General features: G+C 44.3%; 13 protein-coding genes and 1 tRNA gene. 10 read left to right on the top strand and 4 right to left on the bottom strand.

Annotated elements, in window-relative coordinates; translation table 11 throughout:
* Window positions 1-123 precede the first annotated feature (123 nt).
* From mnmE to V3C10_23570, 4 genes are all read left to right on the top strand, one after another.
* Window positions 124-1,500 carry a tRNA uridine-5-carboxymethylaminomethyl(34) synthesis GTPase MnmE gene (mnmE, locus tag V3C10_23585; protein WVP64695.1) on the top strand — a complete coding sequence of 459 codons (1,377 nt, stop codon included), beginning with the start codon at window positions 124-126 and terminating at the stop codon, window positions 1,498-1,500.
* Window positions 1,501-1,587: 87 nt separating this feature from the next.
* Complete coding sequence (gene mnmG / locus V3C10_23580; protein WVP62244.1) at window positions 1,588-3,477, top strand: tRNA uridine-5-carboxymethylaminomethyl(34) synthesis enzyme MnmG; 1,890 nt, start codon at window positions 1,588-1,590, stop codon at window positions 3,475-3,477.
* 55 nt (window positions 3,478-3,532) lie between these two features.
* Window positions 3,533-4,261 (top strand): 16S rRNA (guanine(527)-N(7))-methyltransferase RsmG, encoded by a 729-nt coding sequence (rsmG, locus tag V3C10_23575; protein WVP62243.1) that lies wholly within the window; start codon window positions 3,533-3,535, stop codon window positions 4,259-4,261.
* Between the two features lie 290 nt (window positions 4,262-4,551).
* Window positions 4,552-4,938: an N-acetyltransferase gene (locus tag V3C10_23570; GenBank protein WVP62242.1), complete on the top strand. Its 387-nt coding sequence runs from the start codon at window positions 4,552-4,554 to the stop codon at window positions 4,936-4,938.
* A gap of 438 nt (window positions 4,939-5,376) precedes the next feature.
* Here the strand turns inward: V3C10_23570 and V3C10_23565 are convergent, their stop codons facing one another.
* Window positions 5,377-6,327 (bottom strand): alpha/beta fold hydrolase, encoded by a 951-nt coding sequence (locus V3C10_23565; GenBank protein ID WVP62241.1) that lies wholly within the window; start codon window positions 6,325-6,327, stop codon window positions 5,377-5,379.
* 460 nt (window positions 6,328-6,787) lie between these two features.
* Here V3C10_23565 and V3C10_23560 point away from each other — a divergent pair, with 460 nt between their 5' ends.
* From V3C10_23560 to V3C10_23540, 5 genes are all read left to right on the top strand, one after another.
* Entirely contained in the window at window positions 6,788-7,558 is a 771-nt protein-coding gene (locus tag V3C10_23560; protein ID WVP62240.1) for an AAA family ATPase, read from the top strand.
* Window positions 7,559-7,699: 141 nt separating this feature from the next.
* Window positions 7,700-8,770: a ParB/RepB/Spo0J family partition protein gene (locus V3C10_23555; GenBank protein ID WVP62239.1), complete on the top strand. Its 1,071-nt coding sequence runs from the start codon at window positions 7,700-7,702 to the stop codon at window positions 8,768-8,770.
* An 84-nt stretch (window positions 8,771-8,854) separates the two neighbouring features.
* Window positions 8,855-9,358 carry a DUF4446 family protein gene (locus V3C10_23550; protein ID WVP62238.1) on the top strand — a complete coding sequence of 168 codons (504 nt, stop codon included), beginning with the start codon at window positions 8,855-8,857 and terminating at the stop codon, window positions 9,356-9,358.
* 157 nt (window positions 9,359-9,515) lie between these two features.
* Window positions 9,516-10,397 (top strand): DUF3881 family protein, encoded by an 882-nt coding sequence (locus tag V3C10_23545; protein ID WVP62237.1) that lies wholly within the window; start codon window positions 9,516-9,518, stop codon window positions 10,395-10,397.
* 119 nt (window positions 10,398-10,516) lie between these two features.
* Window positions 10,517-10,593 (top strand) — tRNA-Arg (locus V3C10_23540).
* Between the two features lie 102 nt (window positions 10,594-10,695).
* Here the strand turns inward: V3C10_23540 and V3C10_23535 are convergent.
* From V3C10_23535 to V3C10_23525, 3 genes are all read right to left on the bottom strand, one after another.
* A complete protein-coding gene (locus tag V3C10_23535; protein ID WVP62236.1) occupies window positions 10,696-12,903 on the bottom strand; it encodes a sensor domain-containing phosphodiesterase in 2,208 nt (735 codons plus the stop codon).
* 405 nt (window positions 12,904-13,308) lie between these two features.
* Window positions 13,309-14,181, bottom strand: coding sequence for a tyrosine-type recombinase/integrase (locus V3C10_23530; protein ID WVP62235.1), 873 nt, complete (start codon window positions 14,179-14,181; stop codon window positions 13,309-13,311).
* Window positions 14,182-14,452: 271 nt separating this feature from the next.
* Window positions 14,453-17,536, bottom strand: coding sequence for an ATP-binding protein (locus V3C10_23525; protein ID WVP62234.1), 3,084 nt, complete (start codon window positions 17,534-17,536; stop codon window positions 14,453-14,455).
* Between the two features lie 470 nt (window positions 17,537-18,006).
* Between V3C10_23525 and V3C10_23520 the strand changes: the two genes are divergently transcribed.
* Complete coding sequence (locus V3C10_23520; GenBank protein WVP62233.1) at window positions 18,007-20,058, top strand: hydantoinase/oxoprolinase family protein; 2,052 nt, start codon at window positions 18,007-18,009, stop codon at window positions 20,056-20,058.
* The last annotated feature ends 9 nt before the right edge of the window (window positions 20,059-20,067 follow it).

Below are 20,067 nucleotides of genomic sequence, written 5' to 3'. Positions count from 1 at the left end.
AACATTTTTTTAAATCAGAATAGAATGAAAATCAAGGTAAGGATATAAATTAAGGATTTAAATTTTAGAATTTAAATCCGGCAGCTTCTAATAACCTGTAAAAATCGAGGAATGAAAAATATGATGACTTCAGATACAATAGCCGCTATTGCAACGGCGCTTACAAATTCGGGAATTGGTATCATAAGAGTCAGCGGAAATGAAGCATTTGATATTGTGGATAAAATATTCCGCCCCAAGAATAAAAAGAAAAAATTAAAAGAGGAAAAAACATATACCGTCCACTATGGCCACATTTGCGACGGTGATGAGATAATAGATGAAGTTCTTGCGATTGTAATGAGAGGACCTCACAGTTACACTGCCGAAGATACGGTGGAGATAGACTGTCACGGCGGTGTCCTTGTTATGAAAAAAATACTGGAGACGGTAATCAAGTACGGCGCCAGGATGGCAGAGCCGGGAGAGTTCACGAAGCGCGCCTTTCTAAACGGCAGAATTGATCTTTCTCAGGCCGAAGCGGTCATAGACGTCATCAATTCAAAAAATAATTATGCCCTGAAAAGTTCAGTCAGCCAGCTCAGTGGCTCGATGTCGAAGAAAGTGAGGGAACTAAGGGAGAAACTTCTCTATGAGATTGCCTTTATTGAATCGGCGCTGGATGATCCGGAACATATTTCTCTGGAGGGATATCCGGAAAAACTGAAAAAAACGGTTACTGACCTGGAGGGAGAGCTTCATAAAGCGCTTTCCTCATTTGACAGCGGCAGAGTTCTGGCCGAGGGAATCAGGACTGTAATTCTCGGCAAGCCAAACGCCGGTAAATCCTCTCTGATGAATGTACTGGTAGGGGAGGAGAGGGCGATTGTGACGGATATAGCGGGAACAACCAGGGATACTCTGGAGGAAAATATCCGTCTGCATGGAATCAGCCTGAATATCGTAGACACCGCGGGAATCCGTGATACGGAGGATGTCGTGGAGAAAATCGGAGTGGACAGGGCCAGGGCCAACGCGGATGACGCAGACTTGATTATCTATGTCGTCGACGGTTCATGTCCTCTGGATGAAAATGATTATCAGATTATGGAACTGATTAAGGGGCGCAAATCGATTGTTCTTTTAAATAAGACGGATCTCGAAACGGTTCTTACACCGGAGGAAGTTGAGAAAAGAACCGGCAGTGAGGTGATTGCCGTGTCGGCCAAGGAGCAGAGAGGGATCGATCTGCTGGAACAGAAGGTAAAAGATCTGTTTTTAAATGGTGAGATTGATTTTAATGATGAGCTCATGATCACGAATGTGAGACATAAAACCGCTATGGGTGAGGCGTTAAAGAGCCTTGAACTGGTGGTGCAGAGTATAGAGGATCAGATGCCGGAAGATTTCTATTCTATTGATTTAATGAATGCTTATGAACAGCTCGGAACGATTGTGGGAGAGTCGCTGGAAGATGATTTGGTAAATGAGATCTTCAGCAAGTTCTGTATGGGGAAATAAGTGGATTTGATCGGGAAAGAAAATGTAAGAAAGTAAATGAGGACGATAGCATTAAGAGGCTGTTATTGATAGAAAAGAGGAAGTTAGATGCCGTGTTTAACAGAAAATTATGATATTGTGGTAGTAGGCGCCGGACACGCAGGATGCGAGGCCGCCCTTGCCGCAGCGAGACTTGGATTTGAGACAATTGTATTTACCGTAAGTGTGGACAGTATTGCCCTGATGCCCTGCAATCCGAATATAGGAGGAAGTTCCAAAGGCCATCTTGTCAGGGAACTGGATGCCATGGGCGGAGAGATGGGAAAGACGATCGATAAGACGTTTATCCAGTCGAAAATGCTCAATCAGTCTAAAGGGCCTGCTGTGCATTCCCTGCGCGCCCAGGCGGACAAACAGGCATATACAAGACAGATGAGAAATACGTTGGAAAATACGGATCATCTGACCATCAGGCAGGGAGAGGTATGTGAGATCCTGGCTGAAGATGGTAAGATCCGGGGCGTTAAAACGTTTTCAGGCGCAACCTATTACTGTAAGGCTGTAATTCTGGCTACAGGTACATATCTCAGAGCCAGATGTATTTATGGGGATGTGAGCAACCCGACAGGGCCGAATGGACTTCAGGCTGCCAACCATCTGACGGATTCGCTGAAGAGTCTGGGAATTGAAATGTACCGGTTTAAAACAGGTACACCGGCCAGAGTAGATAAGAGAAGTATCGATTTTTCAAAAATGGAAGAGCAGTTCGGAGATGAGAGAGTAGTGCCGTTTTCTTTTTCCACTGATCCGGAGTCCGTACAGAAAGAACAGGTTTCCTGCTGGCTCACCTATACAAATGACAGCACCCATGAGATTATAAGGGAAAATCTTGATCGATCCCCACTTTTCTCCGGCGCAATTGAAGGGACAGGGCCGAGATACTGTCCGTCAATTGAGGACAAGGTGGTAAAATTCCCTGATAAGAACAGGCATCAGGTGTTTGTGGAGCCGGAGGGTCTTTATACAAATGAAATGTATCTTGCAGGAATGTCCAGTTCCCTGCCGGAAGATGTCCAGTTTGCCATGTACCGGACCGTGTCGGGACTTGAAAATGTCAAAATTGTTCGAAATGCTTATGCAATTGAGTATGATTGTATCAATTCCAGGCAGTTAAAGGCTTCACTGGAATTTAAAAAGATAGAAGGACTGTTCAGCGGCGGCCAGTTTAACGGCAGCTCTGGTTATGAGGAGGCTGCCGTTCAGGGATTCATGGCTGGGGTTAATGCAGCCAGAAAGCTTCAGGGAAAGGAACCAATCGTCCTTGATCGATCACAGGCATATATCGGTGTCCTGATCGATGACCTGGTGACGAAAGAGAGCCATGAGCCTTACCGTATGATGACTTCCAGGGCCGAGTACCGCCTGCTTCTGAGACAGGATAACGCAGATCTGCGCCTGAGGGCCATCGGCCATGAAATCGGCCTTATAAGTGATGAACAGTATGAGCGCGTCCTTTGGAAGGAAAAGGCTATTGAGGAAGAAGTAAAACGGCTGGAAAAGAAAAGTATAGGAGCTACGAAAGAGGTTCAGGCTTTTCTGGAAAGGAATGGAAGTACACTGTTAAAGACGGGTACGACACTTGCAGAACTGGTGCGCAGACCGGAACTTGACTATGTTATGTTAACTGAACTGGATTCAGACAGGCCGGAACTTCCGGACGACGTGGTTCAGCAGATTAATATTAATATCAAATACGACGGATATATCCGCCGTCAGAAACAGCAGGTCGCACAGTTTAAGAAGATGGAAGGCAAAAAGCTGGATGAGAATTTTGATTATTCAGAGGTAAAGAGCCTGAGAAGAGAAGCGGTCCAGAAGCTGAATCTTTATAAACCGGCAAATATAGGCCAGGCATCCAGAATTTCAGGGGTTTCGCCTGCCGATATCTCGGTGCTGATGGTACACCTGGAACAGATGAAATACCAGAGGGATAAATAGGGAACGAAGCGGGAAAAAGAAGCAGGAAAAAGAAGGAAGCACGTGAGGATATGATATGAAAGATAAATTTGCTGTCCAGTTGAAAGAAGAAGTCAAACAGATGGGAATCGAACTGGCGGATCATCAGATCGATCAGTTCTATCAATACTACGAACTGTTAATTCATTGGAATTCTATGGTGAATCTGACGGCGATTACACAGATGGAAGAAGTAGTGACAAAACATTTTGTGGATAGTCTTTCTCTGAAAAAAATAATTGTGGATATCGATCAGAAACCGCGTAGACTGATCGATGTTGGGACAGGGGCCGGGTTTCCTGGAATTCCGTTAAAAATCGTTTTTCCGGAACTGGAGGTGACCCTTCTGGATTCCCTGAATAAAAGAGTGAAATTTCTCAATGAGGTGATAGAAAATCTCCAGTTAACTGGAATAACTGCCGTACACGGCAGAGCAGAAGACCTGGGACGCGATAATGTTTCACGTGAAACATATGATCTCTGTGTATCCAGGGCGGTAGCGAATCTGGCTACGTTATCAGAGTATTGCATGCCGTTTGTAAAAACAGGTGGTTACTTTATTCCTTATAAATCCGGTAAACTGGAAGAAGAACTGGTAACTGGGAAAGGGGCTGTAAATAAGCTGAGCGGAGAGATAGAAGATATTCTTACTTTTACATTGCCGAATGCAGATGAACGATGTCTTGTTAAAATCAGAAAGACCGGCATTATGAGTAAGAAGTATCCCAGAAAAGCGGGTATGCCTTCGAAGGAGCCATTGAAATAGGATAGCAAAAATAGTAGTGACAAAAAGGAGAGCAGAATGGAGAAATCTGCCTCCTTTTTGTCACTACTATTTTTGTCGACTGGCGATACGATAGAGAACGCTGAAATGTAAGGGATTACTTCTATATTGTATTTAGCAGGAAAAATGGATACAATAAAGTAAGGTAATATGTCTATATAAATTGAATATTTAATCGAGTCTATATAGAGTATACTTGAGTGATAGGTGGGAGGCTTAATTCTATTAATATCAAAAGCAAATTAAAATGCTGGGCAGAGAGGGAGAAGGATATGCTGGAGGAAAAGATTAACGGAGTAATTAGAGCTGTAACGGAAAGTGATTTCAGTGAAATATATGGTTTTGTAAAGACTGCATTTAAAACGGCAGAGGTCAGCGACGGTACAGAGCAGGATTTTGTGCTTGAACTGAGAAAGGGAGCATATCTTCCGGAACTGGAACTTGTCATGGTGGATAAGACAGGAATTATAGGCCATATCATGTTTACAGAGCAGAAAGTGGATGTTATGGATAGGAGTGGAGTACCATTTGTATTTACTGGTCTTCTGATCGCACCTTTATCTGTAAAGTTGGAATATAGAAATAAAGGTGTCGGCGCAGCATTAATGAAAGAGGGATTTAAACGGGCTGTGGAGAGAGGGTATAAAGCAGTTTTTTAGTGGGAAACCCAGAATATTATAAACGGTTTGGATTTAAGGAAACGGGATACTATGGAATAAAAAATGAATCGGAGATACCGGATCAATTTGTTTTAGGGTGCGAATTAGTTCCGGATTCGTTAAAAGGACTAACAGGCAGCATAAAGATAATTTAAAGAACAGATTTGGATGCAGGATATGATGGGAAGATAATGAATAGAAGTATGGTATTTAGGAAATAATTTGAGATAATAATGATTGAAGATAAATATATATAATATGATGTAAGATAAAAATGATAAAAGATAAAAAACGACAAAAGATAAAAAACGGATCAAGTAAAAAAAGAGTAGTGATGTTTCACGTGAAACATCACTACTCCCTTTCTTTTCACAATAAAAAGAATAACTCTTATTAAAGAAGTATTTACACCCACATAATTTTCAATAAAAGCATTCATTAAGCAAAAAACATGGAAATAACATCCAGCAATTTTCCAGGGGTCTCTAATTGTGGAAGATATTTTGTTTTACTGATAATAGATGATTCGATTGCAGAGTTATAAAGTTTATATTCTTCTATATTATCGACGATGCAGGGAACCTCTGCGCCTCCCACAATGAAGATGCTGTTATCAATTTTCTTCAGTGCATTGATGATATTACATTTAGTAAACTTACATTCCATGCTGGAAAATATGGCTTTAGGACATTCGCCCAGGTGAGCTGATTCAAAGTAGTGGTCTATATAGATTGGCTTTGCCGAGTATGGATTATAAAAATACTTCTCTTCAAATGCTTCTTCAATCAGATTACGGCTGCTGGCAATATGATAGAGCAGTGTTCCAATGATTGGCAAATCCAGAATTAACTTATAGAACTTTGCATTCTTTCCCGGAATCTGGCTGCAGTTTATAAGGCTGTCCGGATTGATTAACATAAGCTGATCAAAAAGCTCAGGAGAGTTATTACAGGCCATAATAGCCAAAGCCGCAGATTCTCCGGTAGCGATAATATTGGTTCTATGTCCAATTTCCGATTTGATAAAATCGCAGATAAGCTGCACATAGAGATAATTTGTATAGGTAAGATTCGGTTTTTCAGAACGGCCGCAGCCGAGTAAGTCTATGGTATAAACGGTATAGTTCTGTTTCAGCTTGTCAATCAGAAGATTCCACTCATAACCGCTGGACGAAAAATTGAGATCGTGTACCAGTACAAGCGGTTTTCCGTTCCCGGTCTTCGTATAATGAATATTGCCGAGACGCCATTTATAGCATAGTGGATGAGGCTCACTCATTAAGTTCTTCGAGACAGCGGAAATTTTAATGTATTTGTTAATAAGAGCAGTGGCGGCAGCTCCTCCTGCCGACAGCGCTAACAAAGTCATTACTTTATTCTTTGTATTCATTGATGCCTCCTGACAAAATAGATAGTATGTGAAATATACTAATATCACAGTATAAAAAAGCTGAAGCTTTTTGTGGAAATATCGTCAAAGCTTCTTCCAAACGTATAGTAGTCAATGGTAGTGAGGACTTTATCTTAAAAAAGAGTATGTTAGTATCTACAGGTATTTTATACCACAAATTATACCACAAATATAGGTGTATGTGCATTACAATATTCTTAAAGAAAAGCCGTCATGATTAGTGTATGCAGCTTTGGTAAAAATAAAGATGTTTCACGTGAAACATCTTTATTTTTACCAAAATTGAATATAAGCAATATTTACAAAAAAATCAATGTTTCACGTGAAACATTTTAGCAAAGAAAATGGACTTTTTTCTATAAAAAGTAGGAAATAGAATTTATCTGTGCTATACTATAAAATGATGCGTAAGAGAAATACGTTTTAGAAAGGAAACATCATGGGACGTACAATTGCGATTGCAAACCAGAAAGGCGGCGTCGGTAAGACAACGACAGCGATTAATCTCTCTTCCTGCCTGGCCGAAGCAGGACAGCGGGTCCTGACGATCGATTTTGATCCGCAGGGTAATGCTACCAGCGGGCTTGGGTTGGAGAAAGGCCAGATTGAGGATACGGTATATGAAATGATGCTGGGAGACTGTACTTTTGAGGATTGTCTTCAGCAGGATGTTCAGGAAGATCTGGATGTACTCCCTTCGGATTCCAATTTATCCGGCGCTGAGATTGAACTTCTGGATATAGAAAATAAAGAGTTTGTTCTGAAAAGCCACCTTGACAGGGTAAAGGACGATTATGATTTCATTATCATTGATTGTCCGCCGTCTTTGAGTCTTCTGACACTGAATGCTTTGGTTGCCGCTGATACGGTGCTTGTTCCCATTCAGTGTGAATACTATGCACTGGAAGGTCTGAGCCAGGTGCTCCGCACGATCAATATCGTTAAGAGAAAAATGAATTCATCATTGGAGATGGAAGGCGTCGTATTTACCATGTATGATGCCAGGACGAATCTTTCTCTGGAAGTGGTCGAGAATGTAAAGAGTAATCTGAATGAGAAAATTTACAAAACAATCATTCCAAGAAATGTGCGTCTGGCAGAGGCTCCAAGCCATGGAATGCCGATCAATATCTACGACAGCAAATCTACCGGCGCGGAGAGTTACCGGCTTCTGGCCGCAGAGGTAATAAGCAGAGGAGAAGAACTGTAACGTACATAGAAACACTCTGCGGAATGCGGTCTTCTGAATGGTTATGCATAAACTTACATTTGTTACTTCCCGGTTCGGGAAAGCATATAGTAAAATAAGGTTAATTGGTATGAAGGTATTACAGCACGATTGGAGGAAACAATGTCGAAAAGGACAGGACTTGGAAAAGGATTAGGAGCATTTTTTGGTGATGATTATGATATTTCCCAGACAAAGCCCAAAGCTCCGGAGGCTGCCAAAGAGGAGATTAGTCCGGAAGGGCAGGAGGAACATGCGGAACACGCTGATAAAAAGGCTAACCTGAAGGAACTTGATATGGTACTTCCCGTCGCTAAAAAGCCGCAGAAAAGAAGTGTTACTGCCGCGAAGAAAACGGCAAAGCCGGCTCCCAGGGTAAAAATTGTGGAGGTGGAGAAGGAAAAATTCCTGAACATTACCCAGATTGAACCAAACGGAAGTCAGCCGCGTAAGATGTTTGACGAAGAGCAGCTGAATGAACTGGCCGATTCCATAAAAGCATATGGTGTCCTTCAGCCACTGCTTGTGCAGAAACAGGCGCAGGGTGACAATTATGAAATCATAGCCGGTGAGAGACGTTGGAGGGCTGCAAAGCTGGCCGGTCTTAAGCAGGTTCCGGTCATTATAAGAGAATATACCAGACAGCAGACAATGGAGATTGCATTGATTGAAAACGTCCAGCGAGAAGATTTGAATCCGATCGAGGAGGCGAAGGCGTATCAGATGCTTATCCAGGAATTCGGGCTGAAGCAGGAAGAGGTAGCTGAAAGGGTAGCTAAAAACAGGGCTACGGTTACAAACAGCATGCGTCTTTTGAAGCTGGATGAGAGAGTACAGGAGATGCTCATTCAGAACCGCATAACGGGAGGTCATGCCAGAGCGCTTCTTGCACTGGAAGACGGCGAACAGCAATATCAAATTGCAGTTAAGATTGTCAATAACAAACTGAGCGTGCGGGAGGTCGAACGGCTGGTCAAGTTATTAACAAAACCGGCTAAGAAGAAAGAAGAAAAACCGGAAGAAAGAGACTTTAATATTTTTTACCAGGATCTCGAAGAACGATTGAAATCGGTAATGGGTACAAAAGTAATTATTAATAAGAAGGACAAAAACAAGGGACGCATTGAAATAGAGTACTATTCATCTGCGGAATTGGAAAGAATAGCAGAGCTTCTCCAATCTATAAATGGTTAATTATTAATTTTATTGAATTTTCATGCAACCGTTTTTATTTTATATCGATCATAGAGATTAGAAGAACTGAAATGAGGACATAAGATGGAAAACAGTATTTTAAATAACCTGGGGTTTGATCCCGGATTTTTAATCATCGGTTTGATCATACTCACTTTGATATCGCTTATCGCCACGCTAATCTGCTTTTCACAGTATAAGAAACTGTATCGCAGATATGATATGTTTATGAGGGGAAAAGATGCGGAGACCCTTGAAGATACCGTACTGGATCTGATGGATGAAGCCGCATTCCTCCGTTCCGAAGACAGGGCCAATAAGGACTTGATCGAATCTATGGAGGAGCAGGTAAAAGCCGGATATCAGAAGACCGGAATGGTAAAGTACAATGCGTTTAAAGGAATGGGCGGTAACCTGAGCTTTGTAATTGCCCTCCTGGACGACAATAACACCGGTTTTGTCCTTAACTCCGTTCACAGCAGAGAGGGGTGCTATCTCTATCTGAAGGACGTGGTGGAAGGAAAGACGGAAGTTCTTCTCGGCAGTGAGGAGAAGGAAGCGCTTGAACAGGCTCTCGGATATCACTAGTGTCTTAACAGGCCCTAAAAAAAGACAAAATAAAGTTGACATAATATGGAGGATTGGCTGTAAAAGACAGGAAAACTATTGCAAATTTTCGTAATTTGTAGTAAAAGTAATAGATACAACAGGACTCAACAAAAATGAAAAGATAGAAGGTGAGAAAATGCATAAGTTTTTACGCGCTGCAGGATTCAGCATGTACCAGAGAAAAAAAGATATCAGGGCTCTTCTTCGCTGCCTTTCCAAAGAAGCGGCCAGATCCAAGTGTATACAGATAGACCGGGACACAAGCCTGTGTGAGATGAAGACGGAGGTGGCGCCGGGAATCGGCCTGGCCATGTATGGCGAGCTGAATGATAAGGAAGAACTGGATATTGAATATTATTATCCATACATTACAAGTGATACTGTTACAACGAAAGCCGAATGTTCAATACAGCGCCATGCGGAGAAGGAAACATATGCAGGTCTGCTGGATGAATATAAAGTCGGGATATCACTGATTTTCTATCTTCTTAACCCAATGGAGTACAGGGAAAGGTTTCAGAAGGCAAACGCACCGATCAAAATAGAGTCGGCGACCCTTTCTGCCCTGTCGGTTCATGGAAAGATATTGCTTCCCATAAAGAAAACGGCCATGCAGATTGAGAAGGCCAAGGTAGCTTCACGTAACAGGGACAGTCTGCTGGAAGCGGCTAAAAATGGGGATGAGGATGCGATGGAATCGCTGACAATAGAAGATATTGATCTCTATTCGCAGGCATCCAGGCGCGTAATCAAGGAAGATATCTATTCTATCGTGGACACCTGCTTTATGCCAAGCGGAATTGAATGCGATCAGTACTCCGTTGTAGGAGAGATATGTGAAGTCGATTTGAAGAAAAACAGAATAACCGGCGAGGAAATCTATGATATGAAGCTGGAATGCAATGATTTGTTTTTTAGGGTTGCGATTAACAAACTAGATTTGCTTGGAGAACCGTGTCCGGGACGCAGATTTAAAGGCCGTATCTGGATGCAGGGAATCGCAAATTTCAAAGACTGATTTTTTTATAAAGGGACTTGACTTAGAGTGGGAATATGAATTATAATTAATATTGTGCCTTTGAATATTAATGGGTACAAATGCAGTTTTTATCAGACTGTATTATGAATTTACAAGATGTTTCTGTAGCTCAGCAGGATAGAGCGTCCGCCTCCTAAGCGGAAGGCCAGCGGTTCGAATCCGCTCAGGAACGCCAGTAAACAATGCCGAAAACCTTGATGTTACCAGGTTTTCGGCTTTTTTGTCAGCTTCTAAGCGGAAGGCCAGCGCAGTCGATATTTTTTGAATCCTCCCGCAGCTAACCCTTTTTCAGATACTTCAGCTCAAATTCATCCACCGTAACAGGCTGTGAATAGTAATATCCCTGTATGTAATCGCATCCCATCTCGGTGAGTTCGCGCACCTGTTCTGCAGATTCAATCCCCTCGGCCACGGTAACCATCTGAAGCTGCCGTGCCATTTTCAGGATGTTGGCGACGATAATGTGTTTACGCCGTTCATTCGTTTTATCCCGAAAAAACATCTGATCCAGTTTGAGGATGTCTAGAGGAAGGGCCTGCAGCACATTCAGCGAGGACTGGCCGGTTCCGAAATCATCCATGGCACAGAGAAAACCGTTGTCGTTCAGCCTTCTGATGATGGCCCCAAAGTATGCGACATCCTCCACAACCACGCTTTCCGTAAATTCCAGTTCGATATGGCCGCTTGGGATTTGATAGCGGTTTTTGATCGAACAGTAGTATTCAATGAAATTCGGCTGGAGCATGGTGATACGTGAAACATTGACCGACAGGACAAGCTGTTTTCCGTACCAGGGGAGCGTTTTATGCAGGTATATGCAGACGCGTTCAAACATGTAGTGATCTAAATCTACAATAAATCCGTTGCGTTCAAATAAATCCACAAATTCTCCCGGCATTGCAATAATAGTTCCATTTTGCTGCCAGCGGACCAGTACTTCGGCCCGAATGGACTGGTCCGGGGCAGCGCGGGTACTGAGCTGGGGCTGGATAAACATCTCGAATTCTTTTTTCCGGATGGCCTCGTGCATATTGGCCACAAATTCCATTTCCCGCATCTCCTTTTGCCGCATGGTATCGGTATAGAAGCCAAGGTGGCTTCCGGGCATAATTTTAATACTTTTCTGAGCCATATTGGCCCGGTTCATCATTTCACCAATCTGACAGCCGGCGGAGGCATCAATCAGATAAATTCCGCAGGCAAGCTCTAGGTGGTGGCGTCTGCGATAAAGCTCCGGATAAGTTGAAATATGGACAGACATTTCCCTGAAATTCTTTTCCAGCTCGGAGGGCTCATTCTCATAGTAAAGGAGATAGGTCAGCGTATCCCCGGATATCCGGCAGAATGCCTCGTCCTCGCGGCAGACAGAGGCCAGATAATCACTCCAGTATTTAAGGATGCTGTCTCCTGTGTCATATCCATAGGCTTCATTGATAAATTTAAATTTCTTTATATCACAGTAGTGAAGGGCGTATTTACGTCCTGAATTGTTTTTTAAAATGTGTTCTACCCTTATTTTAAAGCCTTCAAAATTCAGATGACCGGTCAGGGGATCGGTATACTGGATTTTTGCTTTTTCTTCCTGAATCGTTAATCTCTGCACCGAGGCCGCAATATAGTCTCCCAGGACTTCCAGAAGGAACAGAGAGGCCCAGCGCTGTTTCAGGTTGCCCAGACAGATCAGGCCTACCAGGTGTTCCCGGCAGATGATCGGAGCCAGACATAAATTGTGAAGTCCATATCCGGAAAGAAAACGGTAGCTTTCGGGATCACGCTCTGCAAGTTCATCCACGGAGCGGATCAGGATCAGTTTATTGTTGCCAATCAGGTGTTCCCAGCGTTCAAGCAGCCTGGAATCCAACTGATCGATATAGGGAATGTCCGATCCGCAGCCGTTTCTTGAGAAAAAGCGTACTGTTTCGATCGATGTAAAGGAACGGATAAAGCCGGATTCCGCCTCAAAATAATTTTTCAAATCTTCCAGAATCAGGCTGAATGCCTTCTCAGGCGGCTCCTGTTTCAGTAGACAGCGCATCCAGTGCATCATCAGGTTTTGTTGGTTTGCATTTTCAATCAGCACTTTTTTAGCCTGTTTCGGTTCGGTAATGTTCAGTGCGACCTCAATGCGCATTTTATGGCCGTTCCAGACAAAAAGGCGATCTTTGATTAAATAATTCTTTTTTGCTGCCTGGTTGCAGTGTTCCCAGATATAATACTGATCCATGGAGAGCTGGGAATTGTTGCAGAACGGGCAGGGAGAACTTCGGTTTTGAAGCAGTTCATAACATTTTCTGCCTTTACCGGCCTCGAGCTGTCCTCCGGTTGTAAGCTCCCTGCTGATGAGACAGAGATCATAAGTCTCCGTATCACTGACATAGAAAACGTCATCCGGGTCATTCAGCATAGTTATTTCGCTGAATAGAACAGCATATCTGCGCAGTAGAGTTTCAAATTTATCGATTGTCTCCTGATGTTCCTGTAACATGTATTCCACCTTTTCTTTCCTGGAAAGATTTTGAGCTTGCTGATGCGCCGGGCCGCAGTGAGGGGAAAACCGGGCATTGCAGGCTGTCTATGTTGATGGCATAATGGTGATTATGCCATCAGGATGAACAATTAAAGAGGCTTTTTATTATATGAGAAAGTGAACTATGCAAAAAAGTCACCATATCTCATATGAAAAGGCACCAAAACAGACCGGCGTAGAGCAAGTAAAACCACTCCGGTCTGTTTTGGTGCTTCTTTATTTTTTCAAGCGGAATCACGAACCATTATCAGCAAGCGGATATTGCAAGATTGTATTTTTTCCCCGCTTATGATACTATGTTTATATGTAAATTTATCCGAATGAAAAGCGGCATGATGGCATAATCACCATTATGTTGCTTTTTTACGTCACGCTCAGGACGAGATGCATGAGATCCAGTTGTTTTGCATGTTCCTCTCCGGAGTCCATTGTATAAATGCGGGTGGTTGTGATGTTGGCATGACCGAGCAGATCCGCCAGTCTGGATAAATCTTTTTCCAATGAGTAATAAGTCCGGGCAAACAGATGGCGCAGGTTGTGGGGAAATACTTTTCCCGGTTCCACACCGGCGCTGCGGCAGAGGGATTTCATGTCTCTCCAGATATTATTTCTATTTAACGGCCTTCCGTTCCGGGTGCAGAAGATGGGCCCCCGTGTGATATTGTTTTCCCTGCAATAGGAGCGCAGGGCGCGGCAAAGTTCTTTGGTCAGGAATACAACGCGGATTTTACCTTTACAGTCTACCTCGGCCCGCCCGGTGTAAAGGGAATTCACGGTGAGGTATCTGAGTTCCGAAACGCGTATGCCGGTGGCGCAGATACTCTGCATTAAAAGGGAGAGACGCCGGTTGCCTCTTGTCTCGGCCGCCCGGACAAGACAGATGTATTCTTCACGTGTCAGAACCTTTTCGGGCTTTAAAAATATTTTGCGCTGTATTTTGACTGGTTTAACTTTGCAGGGTGTCAAACCGCAGAAATCCAGATAGCCGTTGACAGCCGCCAGCATGGAATTGATACTGGCAGGCCTGTGGCTCCCGGACAGACTCTCTTTCCAGCCCAGCACGGCTGCTTTATCGATTTCTTTCCCGCTGAGATACAGAAAAAACGCGCGAAGATCGCGGATATATTTTTCTATCGTATTAGAGCTGCGTTCCTGTTCGTGCAGATAGGATGCGTAGTCTTTTAAAGATGCCGGAGATACGGCTTGATGCAAAAGTATATTTGTGTCATGTTCCATCTTTTTACTTCCTCTCTTCGGTTTGATATTTGTTATTTTACCGAAAATAAGGTGATATAATACCCGGAGAATAGTAAAATTAAAAATTCCATATTTTACCATGGTCTTCCATCGGAAATTTTAATATGGAAATCAGACGTGGAACTAAAATAAAAAGGAAGTTGGGAAGATAAAAAGTTTGAATTTTAGAAAGTTAAAAAGGGGCATACGCTGTTCCAATGACGGCGCATGTCCCTTTGTGCATTGATGCGGATGAACCGCTGAATACGGATTAACAATTAAGACATTGATGGAGGGTAAGTAACAGCTCCTCCATCTGTATGGGTTTAGAGAGATGGCCGTTCATACCGATCTGCAATGATTTGCGGCTGTCCTCACTAAAGGCATTGGCCGTCATTGCGATAATCGGGATGGTCCGTGAGTCGTCACGTCCCATGGTACGCAGCCGTTTGGTAGCTTCGATTCCATCCATGACCGGCATATGGATATCCATCAGAATGGCGTCATAATAGAAGGCGTCATGGGCGGCAAAGCACTGGATGGCGGTCTGGCCGTTTTCAGATGTTTCCACGATAAAACCATTCATTTCCAGAAGTGTCTGTGCAATTTCCCGGTTCAGTTCATTGTCCTCTACGATTAAGAGCCGTTTTCCCTTAAAGCTGTCTGAGCGTAGATCCTCCAGATGCTTCTTTACCACTGGAAGAGAATCGCTGTAAGAAAAACTCAGGGTGAAGTAAAACTCCGAGCCGTGGCCGGGTTCACTGTTCACCTTCAGGATTCCGCCCATCATCTGGACCAGACGGCTCGAAATGGCAAGGCCAAGTCCGGTTCCTCCATAACGGGAGGAAGTGTCTTTGGCTGCCTGTTCAAAGGCATTAAAAATATTCTGCAGCGCTTCCGGGGCAATTCCAATTCCGGTATCGCTTATGGAAAAGTGGAGGGTCAGGTTATTCGTATCCTCCTGTACCGGTGTCACACGCAGCATAATACGGCCCCCAGGCTCCGTAAACTTGACCGCGTTGCCGACGATATTCAGAAGAACCTGTTCCAGGCGCAGTTTGTCGGCCAGGATAGGCCGGTTATTTTCACATTCATTGATAATGTCGAGGGATAGATTCTTGCCCTCGGCCTGAGGGCGCATCATTCCTTCCAGCGAGGAAATGAGGGCCGCCAGATCGATCGTCTCTGGATTCAGCTCCATTTTACCGCTTTCAATGCGGGACATGTCCAGGATATCGTTAACCAGATTTAAAAGATACTGGTTGGATGTATCCAGTTTATCAAGGCATTCCAGAACCTTTTCCCTATCGCCCGCCATGGAGCGGGCGATTGCAGTCATACCGACGATAGCATTCATTGGTGTTCTGATCTCATGGCTCATACGCGACAGGAAATCCGTCTTGGCCTGACTGAAGGCGTCGGCGCGGGCTTTCATGACAAAGGAGGGGACGATTTTACCCATCTCTGCCAGAACACGGCGCTGTTCCTTTGTCCAGGTGTAGTTTTCCTGGCTGACTTCAAATCCGAGTGCGCCGATATATGCGCCATGGTTCCAGATTCCTGCATGGAGACAGGAAGGGAACGGGGAAATTTCCTTATTAGGGCATAATCCGCACAGGCCGTCAGGACCGTAGCAGCTGGCCGCCGCATCATAGTTTTCCTTCGTAATGTAAATGGGCTTGTTGAGGTGAAGGAGGGATTTATCCCTGGCCCACTGGTAGGTGAAGTGGCAGGTCAGGAAGGCCGGATCTATTTCCAGCAAAGATACGCGGTCCAGATGATAAATTTTGCCCATCCTTGCAAAGAGAAGGGATACGGCGTCTTCCAGGTTGCTAGCCTTGCCGAGCAGATCCAGGGCAAAGGAGATCAGGTTTTCCCCGCGTTCGGTGTCTTCCTGTTCAATCGTATTGACTATGTATTTTTCGGTGTACAGGTTGGTCAGCATTACACCTAGTTCGTTGGAGGTATCGAGATAACAGGCAGCGCGTCCGCGGCAGTTCTCTTTCACATACTTCAGCGTGCTTTCTGCACAGCGGTAGAGACCGCTGTATTCATTGACCACCTCGGTGGAACACATTCCGATGCTGACGGAAATAGGGGTGGAGCTGTCTGTCTGGGCCAGGAGATTTTGCACCTGTTCCGCAATATGCGGTCCTATTATGGTGGCCTGTTTTTTATCACAGTTTTTTATAAAAAGCATAAACTCATCGCCGCCAAGGCGGATCTGAAGATCCTGTTCAACGGTAGCGGCCCGGAGTATGTCCGCCACTTCTAACAGTACGGCGTTAGCAAACGTAGTTCCCTCCTCTTCGTTGAGCCGGGAGAAATCGTCCATATCCAGGAGCATGATGACACAGTTTTCATCATCTGGCTTTGACTGCATATATTCCTGGGCAAGCCGCGTGCCGGTTTCTTTATTCCAGAGTCCCGTCATACTGTCCCGGGATCTGGCTTTTTCCAGAGCGGAGGCCATATCTTTTTCATTTGTTATATCTTCAATAATTCCTACCACAAAATCGGGTTTTCCATTTTCATCCCAGCTGACGGTTGACATAATGACACGGCACCATATGCCGGTACTGGTCAGAAATTCGGAATTGGACGTACGGCTGCCCAAATGAATGGCATCATACATCCGCCGGCAGACAGCATGGTAAGAGGGCAGAACAAGATGTTCAAGGAAACTGTCGGGCATCCGGTCATAGCGCCCGTTACAGTGATAGTAGTCACAGGTACGCTGCGGAATGACACAGCTGCGACTCTCGGGATAATAATAGAATTCACAGATGGAAGTATGCTCCAGCGCTACTTTCAGGATCTCATTGCGGGCCTCAAGCTGGGCAGACAGTCTGTGATTCTGGAGAACCGCCTGTTTTTCATGATCGGCGGTAAAGAATACGCTGTGATTTAAATGTTCTTCCTCAATGTAATCATTGGTGACGGAAGTGGAATCCTGTAGAATGCGCGGATCAGACACATGGAGGGAAGTGATTTTCCATACATGGTCCGACTGGGCACAGGAAGCGCTCAAACGGGCTTTGAGAGTATAGGAGGGACCTGCAGGCACCGGTCTCATCAGTTTAAGCTCCGACATGAAAACAGCATGATTAAGAGAATCTGACGTCTCACATGGTTGAATCAGATCTATTATGTAGGGCTCGGGATCACGTGAAAATTCTTTTTCGAGAAGTTTCTCCACTTTTTGGATTCCGCAGAGAGCAATGTCGTTCCCTACGCCGCTCCACATTATGTTATCCGATAGGAAAGAAAGTGCGTTTTTAATATTACGGTGTATTAAATAAGCATCTAAGAAGTCCCTGACGGTCTTTTCTGCTTGGCCTTTTCGTGTATCCATTCATATCCTCCCAAACCCGAAGCGGGACGGCTTCGGGCTGTGTCCTTAGCGTGCTTTTCAGTGCAGCAAAAGCAAATCTGTTTCTGCTCTAACAATACCATTTATAGCACTATTTTGCAACGGATATCAGGCGGTTGGGAGGGAATAAATTATTTCCGTTTTATTCCGAAAGCAGAATACCGGGCATTTTTTCGTGCCAATATTTCTTATGGTTTAAGCACAGTAACGAAGCGCTTCGACATAATCCCCCAGATATGGGAGAATCAAAAAAGTTTAATCAGCACACTAAAAAAAGAAAAGCACTTATAAAAAAGACTTCTGATAATAATTACAATAAATTCTGCAAATAAATACACTATACAAAAAAACAAAATAGGATATAGTTTTTTGACTAATAATAAAAATGACAATAAAATACAAATAAATCAAAAGAGAATTAACGTATTAAAAAATAATTAAGGAGGTAAATTATGTTCAGAATTGGTATTGATGTAGGCGGAACCTTTACAGATGTAACATTGCTGGATGCGAATACGGGAAAATATTATACCTATAAGCTGTCGTCCACACTGCAGGATCAGTCTGTTGCAATCGCCGACGGCACGAAGGAAACTTTGGAGCTGTATGGGGTGCCCGTTGAGGAGATAGAGTATTTCGGGCATGGAACTACGGTTGCTACCAACATGATTATCGAAAGAAAAGGTGCGAAGACGGCACTAATTACAACCAAAGGGTTCCGGGATTTGCTGGAGATAGGCCGCCAGGTGCGTCCATCCCTCTATAATATTTTTGAAGATAAGCCGGAAACACTAATAAGAAGGGCACTTAGGAAAGAAGCGAATGAACGTGTGATGTCCGACGGAACCATATTGAAAGAGATTAGGAACGACGAAATACGAGAAATTGTAAAAGAGATGAAGGCACAAAAAGTTGAGTCGGTTGCCGTTTGCTTCCTGTTCTCATTTTTAAATCCTCAGAATGAAAGGGCGGTGGAAGAGATTATCAGGGAAGAATGGCCGGAGGCATATATCTCCATCTCGTCCACGATTTTGCCGGAATTCCGTGAATTTGAACGCCTCAGCACTACAGTAATCAATTCTTATCTGGGTCCGAGAATAAAAATGTACATTAACAATCTCCAAAAGCGGATTAAAGGGATAGGAATAGCAGTGGAACCATATATCACACAGTCGAACGGAGGTGTCATGTCGATCAGCTCCACGGTTGAGACACCGGTTCAAACGGCACTCTCAGGCCCGAGCGCGGGTGTAATGGGTGCCATTTATGTGGCGGAAAAAGCCGGATACAAAAATATTATTACATATGATATGGGTGGAACCAGCACGGATGTCTCCCTCGTAAATGACGGAATTGCAGAGTATACCACAAAACGGAAGGTGTGTGGCCTGCCGTCGGGAGTTCCCATGATCGATGTTCATGCCGTTGGAGCAGGCGGGGGGAGTATCGCCTATATCGATAATGCGGGAGCACTAAAAGTGGGGCCGGAAAGCGCGGGCGCGAATCCCGGACCGGCTGCATACGGACTGGGGAATGAACAGCCGGTTGTAACGGACGCGAATCTGGTTCTCGGCCGTATTAATCCGGAGTACGTGCTGGGAGGACGACTGAAGATAAATGCCGCGCTGTCTGAAGCGGCAGTGGAAGAAAAACTGGCAAAAGCAATGAAAATGACGCCGGAACAGGCCGCCCAGGGTGTTATCAGCGTTGTAAATTCCAATATGGCAAGAGCAATCCGGGTTATTACGGTTGAAAAGGGATATAATCCTTCGGATTTCATTTTGGCTGCTTATGGCGGAGCCGGTCCACTCCATGCCGTCGAGCTGGCACAGGAAATGGGAATTGGCACAGTACTAATCCCACCGGCTCCGGGTGCTCTCTGCGCTTTAGGCCTGCTGACCGCGGATATCAAGAAGAGTTATGTGAAAACGGCCTTATTGGCCTGGGAAGAGGCCACGCCGCAGAAAGTAAATGAGCTGGTGAAAGGTCTTATGGAACAGGGGAAGGAATGGCTTGCTTCGGAGCATGTGCAGGAAGAACGGCAGAAATTTCATAATATAGCGGAAATGCGGTACGTAGGGCAGAATTATGAACTTCAGATTGAAATTCCGGCGGCAGAGATTACAAAAGTTGATATAGAAAAGATGAAAAAAGACTTCTTCCTGGCTCATGAGATGAACTACGGATACTATAATCCGGAAGCTCCGGTACAGTTTGTTAATTTCAGGAGCGAGGCAATTGGGCTTGTGACAAAACCGGAACTTTCCGAGCTGGAATATGAGATGAGTGATCCCGGGACAGCGGTTATAAGCAGGAGAAATGTTTATTTTGAAAAGACGGGAACAATCGAGTGCCCGGTCTACGGCCGTGAAAAACTTGGAAAATGTGCAAGAGTGGAGGGACCGTGCATCATCGAGCAGATGGATTCTACAACGGTTATTCCTCCGGATACATGGTTCAAAGTAGATAAATATGGAAATCTAATTGTGAAAGTATTTGTATAGGAGGAGGCT

The sequence above is a fragment of the [Clostridium] symbiosum genome, assembly GCA_036419695.1.
Classification (GTDB): Bacteria; Bacillota; Clostridia; order Lachnospirales; family Lachnospiraceae; genus Otoolea; species Otoolea symbiosa_A.
The sequence above is the reverse complement of the archived record's forward strand: the minus strand, read 5'-3'. Positions and strand labels throughout refer to the sequence as shown.